Origin of the sequence: Psychrobacter fozii (genome assembly GCF_003217155.1) — a bacterium.
GTDB lineage: Bacteria > Pseudomonadota > Gammaproteobacteria > Pseudomonadales > Moraxellaceae > Psychrobacter > Psychrobacter fozii.
In genome coordinates, this window is sequence record NZ_QJSU01000006.1 from 45,081 (window position 1) to 62,018 (window position 16,938).

The window sequence follows — 16,938 nt, forward strand, 5'->3', positions numbered from 1 at the left end:
ATGAACCATTAGAGACTTTTACCGCAAGTTAAATTTTACTGAAATTGGGCAGGTACATATGTTAATTAAAAAATATCCTTGTAAGAACGACACCTCAAAAACGATCGTATTTAGTTCAGGCTTAGGCGGGCATGCTAGTTTTTGGTTGCCTCAAATTGAGTGTTTTACAGAGCATTATAATGTGATTTGCTATGAACAAGAAGGGGTTCTGCCTGATAGCGAGCTCTTACCCGATGATTATTCTATGCAGGATTTGGCAGAGCAACTGATTGAAATATTAAAACAAGAAGGATTGTCCAACTGTCATTTTGTTGGTCACGCGCTTGGTGGGTTTATTGGTATTGAGGTTGCTCATAAAGCGCCAGAATTATTAGATAAATTGGTTATCTTAAATGGTTGGGAAAGCTTAGACCCTCACACTATCAAGTGCTTTAGCGCGCGTCAGAGTTTGATAGAGAATACAGGGATCGAGGCATTTGTCCGAGCCCAAGCAATATTTCTATATCCCCCTATATGGATATCAGACAACATAAACGCACTCACACAAAAAGAAGATAAAGCCATTGCCAGTTTCCCGCCAGTCCAGAACGTCTTAACAAGATTAAAGGCTTTGCAGTCTTATCAGCCTCTGATAAACGCTAAGCATATTAAAAATAAAACGCTAGTTTTAAGCAATCTTGACGATGTTTTGGTGCCATGGCAACGTGGTTTGGCTTTGGCCAATAATATGCAAAATGCCCAGTTTGAATTAATGGTGACGGGTGGACATGCCAGTACAATCACTGAGACCTGCTCAACCAACAGCAAAATCCTTAAATTCTTATCTAAAATTTAATATCAATTAGGACGTACTATGACTGATTCCCTATCGTTATCCTCAGAAGGTCTTGCTCAGCTGTTTGGTAAGGCCAGATCCTTTAACGCTTGGCAAAAAAAAGAGGTGCCAGATACACTACTTGAAGAGATCTATCACTTAGTTAAAATGGCACCTACCTCGGCCAACTGTTCACCTGCACGGTTTGTATTTCTCAGATCTGATGACGCTAAAGCGCGCTTAGAGCCAGCACTGTCATCAGGTAATATCGAAAAAACAATGACAGCACCTATCACCGTGATTGTCGCTCATGATAATGAATTTTATGAGCAACTTCCCAAATTATTTCCACATACGGATGCCAGATCATGGTTTAATTCTAGCCCTGAACTCATACAAGAGACGGCGTTTAGAAACAGTTCTATGCAAGCGGCTTATCTAATTTTGGCTTGTAGAGCCTTGGGTTTAGACACGGGCCCTATGTCTGGATTTAATAATGAACTGGTAGATAAAACCTTTCTTGAAGGTAGCAAATGGACCTCAAACCTACTGATTAATATAGGGTATGGCGAACCCGATCAATTATATAGCCGTCTGCCAAGATTAGACTTTGATGAAGCCTGTCAGATCTTATAAGAAACCAATTATTTGTCCACTGAAATATCTTGTTTTAGGAGTAATAGACTGAATTGATGATACGTGGATGAGTGACAAGGAGATGGCGGCCACCATATATAATACAGCTATCGATTTATTCTTAAGAGATTCAGGACTTAAGAAAATAAAGATATAAGTCTTGTCTAACTGATTATGCTTTTATATAGTTGACTTTTTAAAAACCAACTGCTACATTTATGTGAGAATGTCGATTAGTACGTAGACACTCAACAAGATTCAAAGCCTTACATTAATTTGTAGGGCTTTTTTTATGCTTGATAGATTTAGTCACAATCAGCACATGTCAATGGGAACCAGTTAGCAGATGACGACTGCAACATACGATAAGTTATCAATGATTATCTGACTTGCATGTGATGATGACATAAGTTGATAGCACCTTATTTATTTAGCCCACGTTAGAAATAGCGTGGGCTTTTTGCGTCTTAGCGGTTGGCCATGTCTTCTACCTTGGTGACCAGCCTTTCCTATTTCAAGGTAGAAACTATGAGAGTAGAAATTTATGACTTATCCAATTAATGTTAGCTTTTATGATGATGAATTAGTCGTTATCAACCACAACGGTGAGCCGTATGTGCCAATTAAACCTATTGTGGAGAACATGGGGTTAGACTGGAAAGATCAAAATAGAAAGGTTAAAGCACGGTTTGAATCAACTGTCACCATTTTGACCACAGTCGCAGAAGACGGTAAATCACGTGAAATGATCTGCCTGCCATTACGGAAACTGTCCGGTTGGCTTATGACTATTAGCCCAAACAAAGCTAAGAATGAGGTTGAAGATAAAATTATACGCTATCAAAATGAGTGTGATGATGTGCTTTGGCAGTATTGGGCTGGCAAACACCAAAGAATACAAGAAGCGCTTAATAATGTGTTTATACAAGAAAATATTTCACAGGCTAAAGGCTCATTCCATGGCAAAGGGTTAAGCAGTCGAAAGCAGGAGAAACAGACCAATCAGCGAACCATACTTTACTTACAAACATTGATACAGCCTGAATTAACAAACTTTAAGACCGCCACTAAGGCGGTTTTTTAATACCTAGAATTTGCCCGTTACGTGAATCTCCGCAATGGCCTATTTTACATCTACGATTTAGCAGGGATGCTATGTGCGAATTAACCAACCAACATCTTTATGATCCCTGCCTTTAAATCCGAAAATTTACCCTGCGTAAGTAAAATATTTATTCGCTTATTTGTATCAGTACCAGTAAAATGCGAGACTGTTTTCTACACGAGTTTATGAGTAACCAATGATACGTTTAACTGAAATTAAATTGCCATTAAATCATGCACCTGAAGATCTAACGACTGCTATAACGACAAAACTTAAAATTTCTGCTGAGCAAATGGCGTCATTTGTGATGTTTAAACGTGGTTATGATGCTCGTAATAAAAGAAATATCCAATTAATTTATACGCTAGACATTACACTTACTGACCCAGATTTAACCAATGATTTGCTGGTTCAATTTGAGTCAGACAACCATGTTAAAGCAACGCCAGACACTAGTTATAAATATGTAGGCGAAGCGCCAGAGGATTTAACTGAGCGTCCTGTTGTTATTGGTTTTGGACCTTGTGGTTTATTAGCAGCACTTACCCTTGCTCAAATGGGTTTTAAACCTATTATCATTGAACGTGGTAATGAAGTCAGACAACGTACCAAAGACACCTTTGGCTTTTGGCGTCAGCGTAAATTAAACACAGAATCAAACGTACAATTCGGTGAAGGCGGAGCGGGTACCTTTTCCGACGGTAAATTATATAGCCAAGTGAAAGATCCCAATCATTATGGCCGTAAAGTCATGACAGAATTTGTAAAAGCCGGCGCACCAGATGAGATTTTATTTGTTAGTAAACCGCACATAGGTACTTATAAGTTAGTCACTATGGTAGAAAAAATGCGTGCCGAGATCATAGCGCTTGGTGGGGAAGTCCGTTTTGCTACTCGCGTAGACGACTTACACATCACTGACTCAAAAGTAACTGGCGTGACACTTAATACTGGCGAAACGTTAAAAACTAACCATGTTGTACTTGCTGTTGGTCATAGCGCCCGTGATACCTTCCAAATGATCCATGATAAAGGCGTGTATGTTGAAGCAAAACCTTTCTCTATTGGTTTTAGGATTGAACATAAACAGTCAACCATAGACCAAGCACGCTTTGGTGACAATGCTGGAAACGAGATACTTGGCGCTGCGGATTACAAACTGGTTCATCATTGTAAAAATGGTCGGTCTGTTTATAGCTTCTGTATGTGTCCAGGTGGAACCGTGGTTGCCGCCGCATCAGAAGAAGGCCGTGTTGTCACTAACGGCATGAGCCAATATTCAAGAAACGAGCGTAACGCCAACAGTGCTATTGTTGTAGGTATCGACCCAGAGCGAGATTACCCAAACCACCCCCTTGCTGGTATCGACTTACAAAGACAGCTAGAAACCTTAGCGTTTGAATTGGGCGGCAAAGACTACAGTGCCCCAGCGCAAACCATTGGTGATTTCTTAAAAGGTAAACCAGACTCAGCATTAGGCGATGTAAAACCGTCTTACACACCGGGCATTACCTTAACCGATTTAAGCAAAGCACTGCCAGACTTTGCCGTGGATGCCATACGTGAAGCCATTCCAGCGTTTAATAAAAAAATCAAAGGATTTTCATCTGATGATGGTTTATTGACTGGTGTAGAAACCAGAACATCGTCACCAATCAGCATTAAACGCAATAAAGAATTTCAAAGCATTAACACCAAAGGATTATTCCCTGCAGGCGAAGGCGCTGGTTACGCAGGTGGCATACTATCAGCAGGGATCGATGGCATCAAAGTGGCCGAAGCCGTGGCGAAATCAATGTTGAACATAGAGTGAGAGCGGCTCTAAACGGTAAGCAAATCCTAATATTAAAACGCTTACCTAGATAAAAATATGCGATCGAAAAAGCCTTTCAAGCTATGAAGTATAAAGCTTGAAAGGCTTTTTTGTGTTTTCAGCATTAGGCTGCATAACTAAAATCTACCAAATGAATTTTTACAGGTTTGACAGCATAGGTTAAAAAACTAATAAATTGATTAGATATTAAAAATTTTTAAAATGTTTTTTTAGAGTTGTTACAACATATTTATTATTCACAACTTAAAAAACATAGGCAGTACAGAGGATTAATGGCACAAATTGATTCCAAATTGGAATGGCGTTAGTTTCCTAATTATTAAAATTGAGTTAAGATCGAAAAAGAAAATAATAGTCATAGGTACTGGAGTGCTGTATGAGGAAATCTCTTCCATTTATGAGTTCTTTAGTCTTTTTTGAAGCTTCAGCTAGGTTGGGGAGTTTTACTAAAGCCGCTAAAGAGCTCTGTGTTACGCAGAGCGCGGTTAGTAAAAAGATTGGACTTTTAGAAGAGAGTTTAGGCTTTGAATTATTTGCTAGGGAACCAAGACAGTTGATCCTGACTGAAGCTGGGGAGGAGTTTTACAATGAAACGAAAAGTGTTCTGCATCAAATGTATGAAAGCATTAATAGGATAAAAAGATATGCTGATACCAATACGGTTACTATCACTTGTACTCAGGCAGTGTCTCACTACTGGTTATTCCCTAGAATAACTCGCTTTAATCTAAAGCATCCCGATATTGCTATCAATATTTATGCATCTAATGCCATCACCGAAGCTACCTGCGCCCAATTTGATCTGGGAATTCTAAATGGCACTGATGATTGGAAAGCTGATTTTCATAGTCATCTTCTATTTTTTGAAAGGATCTATCCGATATGCCAATACGAATACCCTATAGATAAACTATTGACTCCCGAGGAGATTCTGGACCAAAAATTGATTCACCTCGATCCTTCGGATTGGAAGTGGCCCACCTGGATTGATTGGTTTGCCAGTTTCGGAATCGAATTTAAGATTCCTAGTAATGCGCAGCTTTTCAATCAGGTAACCCTTGCTTTAGAAGCCTCTAGGCAAGGCATGGGTATTGGGCTTGGATGGGAGTTCATGACAGAACAAATGCTGGATAGACATGAATTGAAACGTGTCAGTGATGCATTTTATGCACCAAACATGGCTGACTTTCTGGTTTATAGGAAGTCAAGAGAGTTATCTGATGCAGCTAAGATATTTCGCGATTGGCTATTAGAAGACGTATCAGAATCTCAAGGGGAGGCAATAACATTGGATGGTTTTTCCAGCAATTTATCATAGCCTACTTCTGTGCTAGCTTGCCGATATAAACAGTATTTTTATTGTTTTACCGTTTACTAGATATTTTATTGCGATTCCAGTATGGAATGGATGTGTTCTAAATATTCGTTTGTTAAAGAAAGAGAGACTCTCTAATATCACTCTAAATACTTATTCTGGAGTGAATAGATGAAAACATTAAAACGATTTCCTGCAGTGGATGGTTCACTGGGGTGGTACGAGAGCATGCCAGTCCAACGAACTCATCCTGTTAAGCAGGTCACTAAAAATCAGTACTTTGATTATATTGTTGTTGGAGCAGGTTTTACCGGGTTATCAACAGCCGGCCGTTTAGCAGAACTTGAGCCTGATTCTAAAATAGCAGTTATAGATGCGTTAATGGTAGGTCAGGGGACTTCTGGACGAAATGCTGGATTTATTATTGATCTTCCTCATAATTTAGATTCGAATGAGTCGAGTGTACTTGCCGATACTCATATTCGGGAACTGAATTGTTTTGCTATATCAAGATTGGATAGAATTCGACAAGAGCAAGGAGACAATGTTTACTGGAATCAAGTTGGTAAATATATGGCTGCTCATGAAGAAAAACACTTTAAAAATTTGGATTCTTTCACAAAAACATTAGATTCGATTAATTCAGATTACGAAATTGTAGAAGGGGCCGACTTAGCGTCTCGTCTCGGAACTGGATACTATAAAAAAGCTGTTTATACAAATGGTAATGTCTTAGTTAATCCGGCTGCGTTAGTGGTTTCTGTTGCTAAAAACTTACCTAACAATGTGGAAATTTTTGAAAAATCAAAAGTTACATCAGTCGATTTTAATCTAAAAAAACTCTATTTTGATAATGGTGTATTGACTGCTAATACAATTATATTGGCAACTAATTCATTCACGGAAGAGTTCGGTGGCTGCAAAAATAAATTAGCACCTGTTTTTACCTACGCTAGCTTAACCAAACCACTAAATGAGGATGCACTTCATAAATTTAAGAAAGTTTCTCCATGGGGAGTTACTTCTGCCCACCCAGCTGGTACAACGGTTCGTTTTACATCTGACAACCGAATACTGATTCGTAATTCATTTGATGTTTTACCTGATTTGCTCAGTAATCAAAAAATGATTGATGAAGCTAAAGTACATCACCGCAGCTCTTTTATGGCACGTTTCCCTTCTTTGGACGCTATTCCCTTTGAATACAGTTGGGGAGGAATGTTGTGTATGACTATGAATCATGAACCTGTTTTTAGTGAGTCTTACCCAGGGGTTTATGCAATAGCTGCAATGAATGGTGTGGGTATAGCAAAAGGTACTTATCTTGGTTATTACATGGCAGAGATGATTAAGGGTAATAAAAGCGAGGATTTGGACTTTATTTTAAGTAACTCCAATCCAAGCTGGGTGCCACCCGATCCTTTCAAAACTATCGGAGCAAGAGTACGACTATCGATTGAGCAGCGTACTGCAAAGGGCGACAAGTAGTAAAATTAAAACCTGCCCCCTACTGTCAAATCCGTATAGTTAAACTTGGGAGGTTTTAGTTATGCAGTCTGATGCTGAAAGCTAAATCACACTTGTCTTGATTGGCTTTCTGGTGACACTAATCTATTAGCAGGCATTGGCTATCAAGGCATTGGCTATCAAAGTATTGCAAAGTTACATGAACAAACCTTCACTCCATTTAAAAAACCTCGTGGTGGTCAATTGTTATAGAAATGCAAAATTAAATGCTACCTTATTAATTAAAGTCGCTAACTTGGAGTGAAAGCTTACGGGGAGTCAACATGTTTAACCACAGAGGTCATCTTTTACTCTGATAAATATCTTCTTTATTGGTGTGTATTTTTATAAAAATACTACTCACTTTTAAAAGCTTGATTTTCTACCTCTTTGAAAAGCCAGTTTTTAAATGCTTGTACTCTTGGCAGCGCCGCGCATTCGGGGCGGTAAATAACATAATACGCCAAAGGTGATTCAAAATAAATATCAGGAAACAACCTAACTAAGCGCCCAGCGGCTAGGTCATCTTTAGCCATTACACTGCGCGCTAATGCTACGCCGTGGCCGTCAATTGCTGATTGTAGTACGGCAGCAGAGTTATTGATTTGAATGCTTTTAGTGATCAAAGGGCCTGTAACACCGGCTTTTTTTAACCATGATGACCACGACGGAAAACTGGTATGGGCATCCATTGATTGATCGTGTATCAGGGTTTCGTTCAATAGTTTATCAGTCGTGGTGAAGCGGGTTGGATCTTCTAGAAGTGCAGGTGAGCATACTGGGTATACTTCTTCATCCATTAGTTTTTCTGCGCCCAAGCCTTGCCAATTACCTACGCCAAAGCGTATGCCTATATCTATACGCTGAGAAGCAAAATCAACCGGTTTTAGATTTGTATTTAAATTCACATTGGTTTGCGTACAAATGGCTTGAAAGTGATGAAGCCTAGGCAATAACCACTTAGCAGCAAAGGCAGGGCTTACTGCAACCGTTAATACACCGCTTATGGCATTGTCTTTTAAAATATCTAGCCCTTGGGCTAATTTATCAAATCCTTCCTGTATCAATGGCAAGGCACTTTGCGCAGTTTCGGTCGTTATAAGCCGTGTTTTACCAGAGCTCATTCTGTGAAACAGCGGCGTGTCGAGCCACTCTTCTAATGTCTTTACTAGTTGCCCAACCGCTGCGGGGGTTACGTTTAACTCGTTAGCAGCCGCTGAAAAACTCTGATGTCGTGCGCTGGCTTCAAAAGCTTTTAATGCATTGAGATGTATAGGTGATTTCATACGGTAAACTTTTTCTTTATTGACGGCTCAGATTATCTCGTTTGTTAAACAAAGTAAATAAGTGAAAAATACCTCCTAAGCCAAACAACTCGTCAATCGCTTGAAAGGCAATTTGATATTTTGTTTTATTGATACAACTAATGCAGCGCGAATGGGCGCTTGGAGAAATAATGATGACTAAGCAATTTTCAGGTAAAAAATTACTCGTTATTGGTGGCACTAGCGGAATGGGATTTGAAACGGCTCGTTTGATCTTAGAGCAAGGCGGACAAGCCGTTATTGTCGGCCACCGTAAAGAAAAAGCCCAAGCGGCAAAAGAGCAACTATCAGCTTTAGGTATTGTAGAGGTTTTAACAGCCGATTTAACGAGCGATGAAAGCGTGCAAAACTTAATTAACACTATTTCGCAAGATCACGCAGACGTAGATTTACTAGTTAATGCTGCTGGTGTTTTTGCCCCTAAACCATTTTTAGAGCACGAAGCAACTGATTACGATAAGTACATGCAAATTAACCGCGCATTATTTTTTATTACTCAAAAGGTAGCCGCTAATTTAATCTCAGCAAAACGCTCTGGCGCCATTGTAAATATAGGGTCTATGTGGGGCAAGCAAGCCATTGCCGCTACACCATCTTCAGCGTATTCAATGGCAAAAGCGGGCTTACATGCGCTAACTCAGCATTTAGCAATGGAATTAGCGGCCCATAATATTCGTGTTAATGCGGTATCGCCAGCAGTTGTACAAACGCCAATTTATGAAGGGTTTATCCCGAAAGCAGAAGTAAACGATGCACTGCAAGGCTTTAATAGCCTTCACCCAATTGGCCGTATAGGTACGTCACAAGATGTGGCAAACACTATTGCATTTTTATTAAGTGACAAAGCGGCTTGGGTAACGGGTGCTGTGTGGGATGTTGATGGTGGCGTAATGGCAGGACGCAACTAATAGCAATGGAATAGAATGTTTTTTAATGAGGCTCACGCACAATTAAAAAGCGCTTAATGAGCGAAAATTTATAGAGTAATAACATACTGTTATTGCTCTTGCTTTATTTAGGTTAGATAAACGCGAGTCAAGTCGGATTTTTTACAAAAAGCCTCTCTGCTATCAATTTAATATAGTTGACAAACAACATCTCAATTTGGGGTTGAGTGAGTAATGCTAGACAGAATAGGCGGTGAAAAAGCCAGTGCAACGAGTATGGTACGCTACGCGTCAGAGTCCACTTTTCCATGCCATGCTGACCCTATAATGGCATAATAAATTTGAACGATGGATGGATTTGACGGCAAGGGTCAGTTTATGTGTCACCATGCAACTCGTACTTTAGCTTAGAAACTGGTTGATATGCTCACCAATTTCATCAGGCTTCTCATCAATCAACCAATGAGCAACATCTTTAATCCAAACAAGCTCTGCGTTTGGAATCGCTTCTGCCAGCTTTGGTGCATATTCCGGTTTCTGGAAAGGGTCTTTATCACCCCACATGATGAATGTCTGATGCGGAAGATTACTAAGTTCGTCAGTAATGGCCTGAGTATACTCTTTGTTCAACCGTCTGAGATTGCGAAAAAAGGCATGCTTACCATCTTCAGTTGACCAAGGTTCAAGATATATTTCAATAAGCTCATCGGTCATGACGCTCTTATCATATACACCTTTTGGCAGGAAGCCCCGCATCATGCTCAAGAATTCCTCTAAACTCATCTCCGACTCAGCACCAGGTTCCTGTAGCGGCTCAAAATCTGGGATAGGCCACGAATCGAAACAAATACTATCTATCAAAACAAGCTTTCGAACTTTCTCTGGATAATTGACAGCTATCAACTGAGCAACACCTCCACCAATATCATGCCCAACAATATCTGCTTGCCGCGCACCTAGAACATCCATGAGTTTTACAATCATGTTACTTTGCGCATTAATGGACACATCTGCGCTTTTCGGTTTTGCAGATTTCCCGTAGTTGAGAAGGTCGGGAGCGATTACCCGATGTGTTTTTGCAAGTTGTGGAATAATATTTCGCCACATGAGGCTATTTGTTGGAATCCCGTGCAGCAGGATTATTGGACTACCTGAACCCTGTTCCAAAAATGCAATCTTATGCCCGTCAATGTAGGTATGGTTTTCTGTTATTTGAGTGCTCATAGCATTCTCCTAAAAATGAATATCAATGATCGTGAAATCGTTCTACGTAAAGGGGATACAGTTTTTGTCAGCTAAGACAAGCCAATAACCGACCCCAACGTTATAATAGTAATGTGAAGGAATTCTTCAGGAAGTATATGGTCTCAGCGATTAACGGCAACATGGCTATCAAAAGCATCACAAACTGTGTATGGACTTTTATTTATAAAAATCTTGGTCTCATCACACTGTTCATTCTTCGTGCTCAATAAAAAGCCTAATGCAATGGCTTTATTGAAATAACGCGACTGTGCTGAAGACTGTCGTACTGAAGTTAGATAAACCAACCTGATGAAAGTGATTTAATCATACATTAATAGCAAAGGTATTATGGCATCGGCCGTTATAGGTTTGTACCTCAACCGTTGGTAGTTTGTTGAAAGGTGTGAGAGATTTATAGTGTTAAGGCCTAGCTTAGATTTAGAAAACGATCTCCAGTCCTAGCCACGGCAATAGATATCGAAATTAAAAACCTTGATATTGAGAAGAAAAAAATAGCAGATACCGTCAAATCTGAGCAAACTGCTAAGCCTATTATTTCAGGAACGACTCAAAAAATATTTTATATCTTAAAACGACAGATTAAATCGAGGAGTTATGCTGTGTTTTTCGGAGATACAGTGGCATACGTGAGGCCTTCGTACTCCGTTGAAACACGAGTACCGCCACCTCCTTCAAGTGTCTGACCAATATTGGTCAGTGAGCCGATGATGGCGGTGTTTCCAGTTGCACACGCAAACTCGCAAGCTGCTGCAACTTTTGGTCCCATAGAGCCCGCAGGAAGAGCAAGCTCACTTAATGCATCTGGATGCGCCTGCAAGATGCTTCGTTGTTTGTCAGTTCCAAAGTCTGTATAAACATACGCCACATCCGTGGCAATCACCAATAACTCACATTCAAGGCTACGGGCAAGTAACGAGGCACACAAATCTTTATCGATTACTGCCTCGACCCCTTGCAAACAGCCATCTTCATCAAATGCCGTTGGGATACCACCTCCGCCTGCACAGATCACAATCGCGCCTTTTTCAAGGAGCCACTGTATGGGTTTTAGCTCAAATATTTTTTTTGGCTTAGGGCTTGCAACCACTCGCCTAAAGTATTGACCATCGGCTTTAACAACCCAGCCTTTTTGCGCACTTAGCTTTTCTGCTTGCTCTTTTGAGTATACAGGGCCAATAGGCTTGGTTGGGTTGTTAAAAGCAGGGTCTTTACGGTCGACTTCTACTTGAGTGAGTAGGGTAGCAATGGATGAGTCTCTCGGCAGGACATTCCCAAGCTCTTGCTCGATGATGTAGCCAATCATACCTTCCGTTTCTGCGCCCAAAACGTCTAATGGATAAGTATCGACTTCAGTGTAAGCCGCTCCTTGCAACGCAAGCAAACCGACTTGCGGGCCATTACCGTGAGCAATAACTAACTCGTTACCCTCCGTGACCTTGCTGATTTGTTCAACAGCCGTCTTGATATTTTGGCGTTGGTTGTGAGCAGATAACGGCTCTCCACGTTTTAATAAAGCATTACCACCTAAGGCAATTAGTAATCTCATGATATTTCCCTGCGCATTATCTTCAGTTAACGTCATATCAGGGCGTGTCTTCATTTCAAAAATAGTGATAAAAATGAGATAAATGGCAGTCAAACAAGAAAAATAGCGCAGATAATATCGAGATATTAGTCAGCTATTTGACGCCGTTTGGCAAGATTTAGCCACTTTTAACCTATTTAGATGACTATCGATTGAATTGAGGGCACGCCCCAGTAGCCCACGCTGCAAATGGCATACATTCGGTATATGTTAGATATTACCAAGCGCAGAAACCAGAACGGCTTTAATCGTATGCATACGGTTTTCGGCTTGCTCAAATGCGATGTTGTAATGGGATTCAAATACCTCTTCGGTCACTTCGATACCGTCTGCGAGCTGTGGGTATTTTTCAGTGATTTTTTTACCAACCTCGGTATCTGAGTTATGAAAAGCGGGCAAACAATGCATAAACTTCACTCTTGGATTGCCAGTGGCTTTTATCAGATCCATATTGACTTGATAAGCCATTAGCGCATCGATTCGCTCCGCCCAGCTCTCAATAGGCTCACCCATCGATACCCATACGTCGGTATGAACGAAATCAACGTCTTTTGCCGCCGTTTTTACATCTTCGGTGATGGTAAGACGCGCACCTGATTCTTTGGCAAAGTCTGCACAAGTGGCTAGAAAGTCTGCTTCAGGCCACAAATCTTTAGGGGCACAAAGGCGTACGTCCATACCCATCTTAGCGCCCATTAAATATAATGAGCGGCCCATGTTATTACGTGCGTCACCAAAATAAGCATATTTAATCTGATGGATTGATTTGTCAGTATGCTCACGCATGGTCATTACATCTGCTAGCATTTGTGTGGGATGAAACTCATTCGTTAGGCCATTAAAGACAGGAATATCCGCATATTCTGCTAACTCATTGACAATCTCTTGACCGAACCCGCGATACTCGATGGCATCATACATACGGCTCAACACACGAGCGGTGTCTTTCATGCTCTCTTTGTAGCCGATCTGTGATGAGTTTGGGCCAATAAACGTCACATTGGCACCTTGGTCATATGCCGCTACTTCAAAAGCACAACGAGTGCGGGTTGAGGTTTTCTCAAAGATCAGAGCAATGTTTTTGCCCAAAAGGTGTTTTTGTTCTGTACCTGAGTATTTTGCTCTTTTTAAGTCACGAGCCATATCCAAAAGATACGTAAGCTCGCGTTCACTATGATGCATAAGACTCAGTAGATCACGGTTGTGAAGATTGAAACTCATGATGGTTCCTTAATTTTTAGTATGTGTTTATTTTGGATGGACTATTACTGTATTTGGCACCGCTATGAGCAGGTAGGATTCAACATGCTCTAATCCGTTGGATCGCGAATGATAGGGCAAGTCATGCAGTGACCACCACCACGTCCACGGCCCAGCTCGGAGCTTGGAATCGTAATCACTTCAATGCCTTGTTTGCGTAGTAAAGTGTTGGTATAAGTGTTGCGGTCATAAGAGATAACAACCCCTGGCTCAAGGGAAAGAACATTGTTACCATCATCCCATTGCTCACGCTCAACTTCGTAGCTATTGCCGCCTGTTTCGACCACTCTTAATTTGTCAACCCTTGCGGCTTCTTCTACCACTTTCAAAAAATGTCTGTCATCTTCGCGCACATCTATACCGTGTGGCTTGCTTTCGTCAGGACGAATATGAAAGGTCGTAATATGATCTGTCACTGCCGGAAACACGTTGACCAAATCAATATCGCAAAACGTAAATACGGTGTCCAAATGCATCGCAGAACGTTGCTTAGGTAGGGCCGCTACGATGACATGGTCAACCGAACCATCGATGAATAAAGTCTTGGCCAGTCTGGTAATCGCTTGTTGTGACGTTCGCTCACCCATACCAATCAGCACGGTTTTGTTGCCGATAGGCATGACATCACCACCTTCTAAACTACAGCCACAGAGATCTTCTTCAGTGTCATCCATCCAAATTTTGAAATCAGCGCCTTTAAAGTCTGGATGAAATTTATAAATAGCAGAAATAAGGAGCGTTTCTTGCTGGCGAGCGGGCCAATACATCGGGTTGAGCGTCACACCGCCGTATATCCAATTCGAAGAATCGCGAGGAAACTGAGTGTTTGGCAGTGGTGGCAATACAAACTCAGTCGTACCTGACAGTGCGGATAATTTTTTGAGTGACGCCCCAATATCATCCGGTAACTCTTCAGTGGTGACGCCGCCAATTAAAAATGAAGACAGTTTCTTGTGTTCAAGTTTGGTCAACCAATCTCTCACTTCGCCAGCCAATAAAGTACCGACATGATTATCAGTGATTTTATGATCCATAATCCACTGCATGGCATCACTATTATCAAGGGTTTGTGCCAGCAGCTGATGCATCTCAACCACCTCAATATCGCGATCTCGCATCTTTGTGACCATATCATAATGATCACTTTTGGCCTTGCTCACCCACATGACATCATCAAACAATAAATCATCACAGTTTTGCGGTGTCAGTCTTTGATGGGCAAGACCTGGAGAACACACCATAACTTTGTGTAATTTACCGACTTCTGAATGAACACCTAAAGATTTGTCAGACATTTTTGTATCCTTATGCGGTTTGGGTGCAAGTATCTCACCACTGTTTAGAGGACGAACAATCTAAAAAAGCAACTGATGTGACAATTACGACGAACGGATTTTCTGGTGATTACAACGGTAAGGCATTTTATTTAATAGGGTCACTACAAGCTTAACGTACCGCTGTAGAGGCCATAGGCTGCATAGATGGCACTGACAGTAATGACTACCAGCACCACTTTTTCGGCTGTATTGAACAGCTGATGCTTGTGCTCTCTGCGTGCTTTTATATAGAGAACCACACCAGGAAGATACAACAAAGCGGATAGTAAAAAGTACTGAATACCAGCGGCATACAACAGCCAAATACTATAAAACAGCGCGGTTACCCCAATAATAATATCTTTTGTGGCACTCTCAGATGCTTTGTAACCTTCTTTGCGATAGGCCACCAAAAATCCATAGGCAGCAGAAAAGAAATAGGGAATCAAAATCATGGAAGTGGACAGATAAAAAATATTGTTATAGGTGCTTTTACTAAAGTAGGTGATGACTAAGAATAACTGTGTCGCTGCAGAAGACACCAATAGTGCATTTACCGGTACATCAACGGCATTTGTCTTATAAAAGAACCTCGGCATGGTTTCGTCTTTGGCGGCAACGAACAAAACTTCGGCACAGAATAGCGTCCAAGCCAATAAACCACCGAGTAGCGAGACGACCAAACCTACTGAGATAAAGGTCGCGCCCCACGGGCCAACGGCATACTCTAGCAAATAAGCCATCGACGGGTTTTTCATCGCTGCAAGCTCAGGGAGTGATCTAACACCCATCGCTAAAAAGTTAACCAGCATTAATAGCACTAACGTAAAAATGAACCCCAATACGGTGGCTTTACCAATATCGGAGCGTTTTTTGGCGCGTGCAGAATAGACACTGGCCCCTTCAATACCAATAAATACCCATACCGTCACCATCATCATGTTTTTAACTTGATCAGGGACTGACCCTAGATCCGTCTCTCTGCCCCAAAAGTCGCTATTAAAAAGATCCATATTAAAGACCGTAAAAATAATGACAATAAAGGTGAACAACGGTATCACTTTGGCGATCGTAATTAACGTATTGACTGAGGTAGCCGTCTGGATACCTTTGGTAATCATGAAGTTGTATGCCCACAATAATACAGAGGCACCCACCAATGCCGTTAGGGTATTGCCATCTCCAAACACATTAAAAAAATAACCCAGCGTACTAAATATCAGCACGTAGTAACTGACGTTGCCCAACCAAGCAGAGAGCCAGTAGCCCCATGCAGAGTTGAAGCCCATATAATTACCAAAGCCTGCCTGCGCGTAGGCATAAACCCCACTATCAAGTTCAGGCTTGCGATGTGCTAAATTTTGGAACACGAAGGCAAGCATCAGCATACCGATGCCAGTGATGACCCAGCCAATCAAGGACGCACCAGGGCTTGCAGTTTCAGCGATGTTTTGCGGTAATGAGAATATACCACCGCCTATCATAGAGCCTACGACAAGGGCAATGAGTGCGGTAAAGTTTAGATTTTTCTCGGATGGATTATGCGTTGTTTCAGACATGGTGAAGACCTTTTATTCTCTGATTGAGAAATATATGAAAGCAACAAAATAGATTTGGTCTTGAAGAATACTTAAAAACATTGTTTAATATATGAAAACCCCACAATATTAGCATGGATTATTATGGTTTTGTTAGCTCAATGTCCATCATTAAAAATATTTATGTATCTATACCAGTTAAATAATTGTGATAACTCATGATGAAAATGTTTGCTATGGCAGTAGTTTTTGTACAACTAGTATTCTGAGTCGGTCAAAAAACTTGCAGGATTGTATTGGATGAATCATAGGATGCTCAAAATAAATGCAGTTTCTGATAGTTTATTGAGGTGGTATCGAGTACCATAACCACAATAAAATTATGGATTTATTGGTATTTCTTACTAAGTCGTATCCTAATCGGCTCAATACCCAATGAATTAACTGTATTGCCGAACATGAGTACCGAACATCTTATATAGATCACTTACCATCCCGCCTTGGCGTAGAGAGTGTCTTGTGCCCATACAGCGCCAATATTGCCAGTCATC

13 protein-coding genes are annotated in these 16,938 nt (G+C 41.0%); 7 read left to right on the forward strand and 6 right to left on the reverse strand.

The features are described from left to right. The first annotated feature begins 58 nt into the window (after positions 1-58). The 6 genes from rutD to DFP82_RS08935 all read left to right on the forward strand — a co-directional run bounded on the left by rutD (position 59) and on the right by DFP82_RS08935 (position 7,192). The gene (gene rutD / locus DFP82_RS08910; protein WP_110923388.1) at positions 59-835 is read left to right on the forward strand and encodes a pyrimidine utilization protein D; all 777 of its coding nucleotides are present in this window, start codon (positions 59-61) and stop codon (positions 833-835) included. Between the two features lie 18 nt (positions 836-853). Beyond that, the gene (locus tag DFP82_RS08915) at positions 854-1,450 is read left to right on the forward strand and encodes a malonic semialdehyde reductase (RefSeq protein WP_110923389.1); all 597 of its coding nucleotides are present in this window, start codon (positions 854-856) and stop codon (positions 1,448-1,450) included. 544 nt (positions 1,451-1,994) lie between these two features. Beyond that, positions 1,995-2,534, forward strand: a complete 540-nt coding sequence (locus DFP82_RS08920; RefSeq protein WP_220034733.1) for a phage antirepressor N-terminal domain-containing protein — start codon at positions 1,995-1,997, stop codon at positions 2,532-2,534. Positions 2,535-2,751: 217 nt separating this feature from the next. Continuing rightward, positions 2,752-4,368: an NAD(P)/FAD-dependent oxidoreductase gene (locus DFP82_RS08925; protein ID WP_110923390.1), complete on the forward strand. Its 1,617-nt coding sequence runs from the start codon at positions 2,752-2,754 to the stop codon at positions 4,366-4,368. Positions 4,369-4,786: 418 nt separating this feature from the next. Then, entirely contained in the window at positions 4,787-5,707 is a 921-nt protein-coding gene (locus tag DFP82_RS08930; protein ID WP_181416285.1) for a LysR family transcriptional regulator, read from the forward strand. A gap of 168 nt (positions 5,708-5,875) precedes the next feature. After that, positions 5,876-7,192, forward strand: coding sequence for an NAD(P)/FAD-dependent oxidoreductase (locus DFP82_RS08935; protein ID WP_110923392.1), 1,317 nt, complete (start codon positions 5,876-5,878; stop codon positions 7,190-7,192). 374 nt (positions 7,193-7,566) lie between these two features. On the opposite strand, the gene gcvA is transcribed toward DFP82_RS08935, so the two are convergent. Next, on the reverse strand, positions 7,567-8,496 hold the full coding sequence (gene gcvA, locus DFP82_RS08940; RefSeq protein WP_110923393.1) for a transcriptional regulator GcvA: 930 nt from the start codon (positions 8,494-8,496) through the stop codon (positions 7,567-7,569). 170 nt (positions 8,497-8,666) lie between these two features. On the opposite strand from gcvA, the gene DFP82_RS08945 reads away from it, so the two are divergent. Beyond that, on the forward strand, positions 8,667-9,443 hold the full coding sequence (locus DFP82_RS08945) for an SDR family NAD(P)-dependent oxidoreductase (protein ID WP_245905692.1): 777 nt from the start codon (positions 8,667-8,669) through the stop codon (positions 9,441-9,443). A 381-nt stretch (positions 9,444-9,824) separates the two neighbouring features. On the opposite strand, the gene DFP82_RS08955 is transcribed toward DFP82_RS08945, so the two are convergent. The 5 genes from DFP82_RS08955 to arcD all read right to left on the reverse strand — a co-directional run bounded on the left by DFP82_RS08955 (position 9,825) and on the right by arcD (position 16,408). Beyond that, complete coding sequence (locus tag DFP82_RS08955) at positions 9,825-10,646, reverse strand: alpha/beta fold hydrolase (protein ID WP_110923394.1); 822 nt, start codon at positions 10,644-10,646, stop codon at positions 9,825-9,827. Positions 10,647-11,280: 634 nt separating this feature from the next. Next, on the reverse strand, positions 11,281-12,234 hold the full coding sequence (gene arcC / locus DFP82_RS08960; protein ID WP_110923531.1) for a carbamate kinase: 954 nt from the start codon (positions 12,232-12,234) through the stop codon (positions 11,281-11,283). A gap of 249 nt (positions 12,235-12,483) precedes the next feature. Beyond that, positions 12,484-13,494, reverse strand: coding sequence for an ornithine carbamoyltransferase (locus tag DFP82_RS08965; RefSeq protein ID WP_110923395.1), 1,011 nt, complete (start codon positions 13,492-13,494; stop codon positions 12,484-12,486). Positions 13,495-13,583: 89 nt separating this feature from the next. Further along, entirely contained in the window at positions 13,584-14,828 is a 1,245-nt protein-coding gene (gene arcA, locus DFP82_RS08970; RefSeq protein ID WP_110923396.1) for an arginine deiminase, read from the reverse strand. 143 nt (positions 14,829-14,971) lie between these two features. Then, positions 14,972-16,408 (reverse strand): arginine-ornithine antiporter, encoded by a 1,437-nt coding sequence (arcD, locus tag DFP82_RS08975; RefSeq protein ID WP_110923397.1) that lies wholly within the window; start codon positions 16,406-16,408, stop codon positions 14,972-14,974. Between the last annotated feature and the right edge of the window lie 530 nt (positions 16,409-16,938).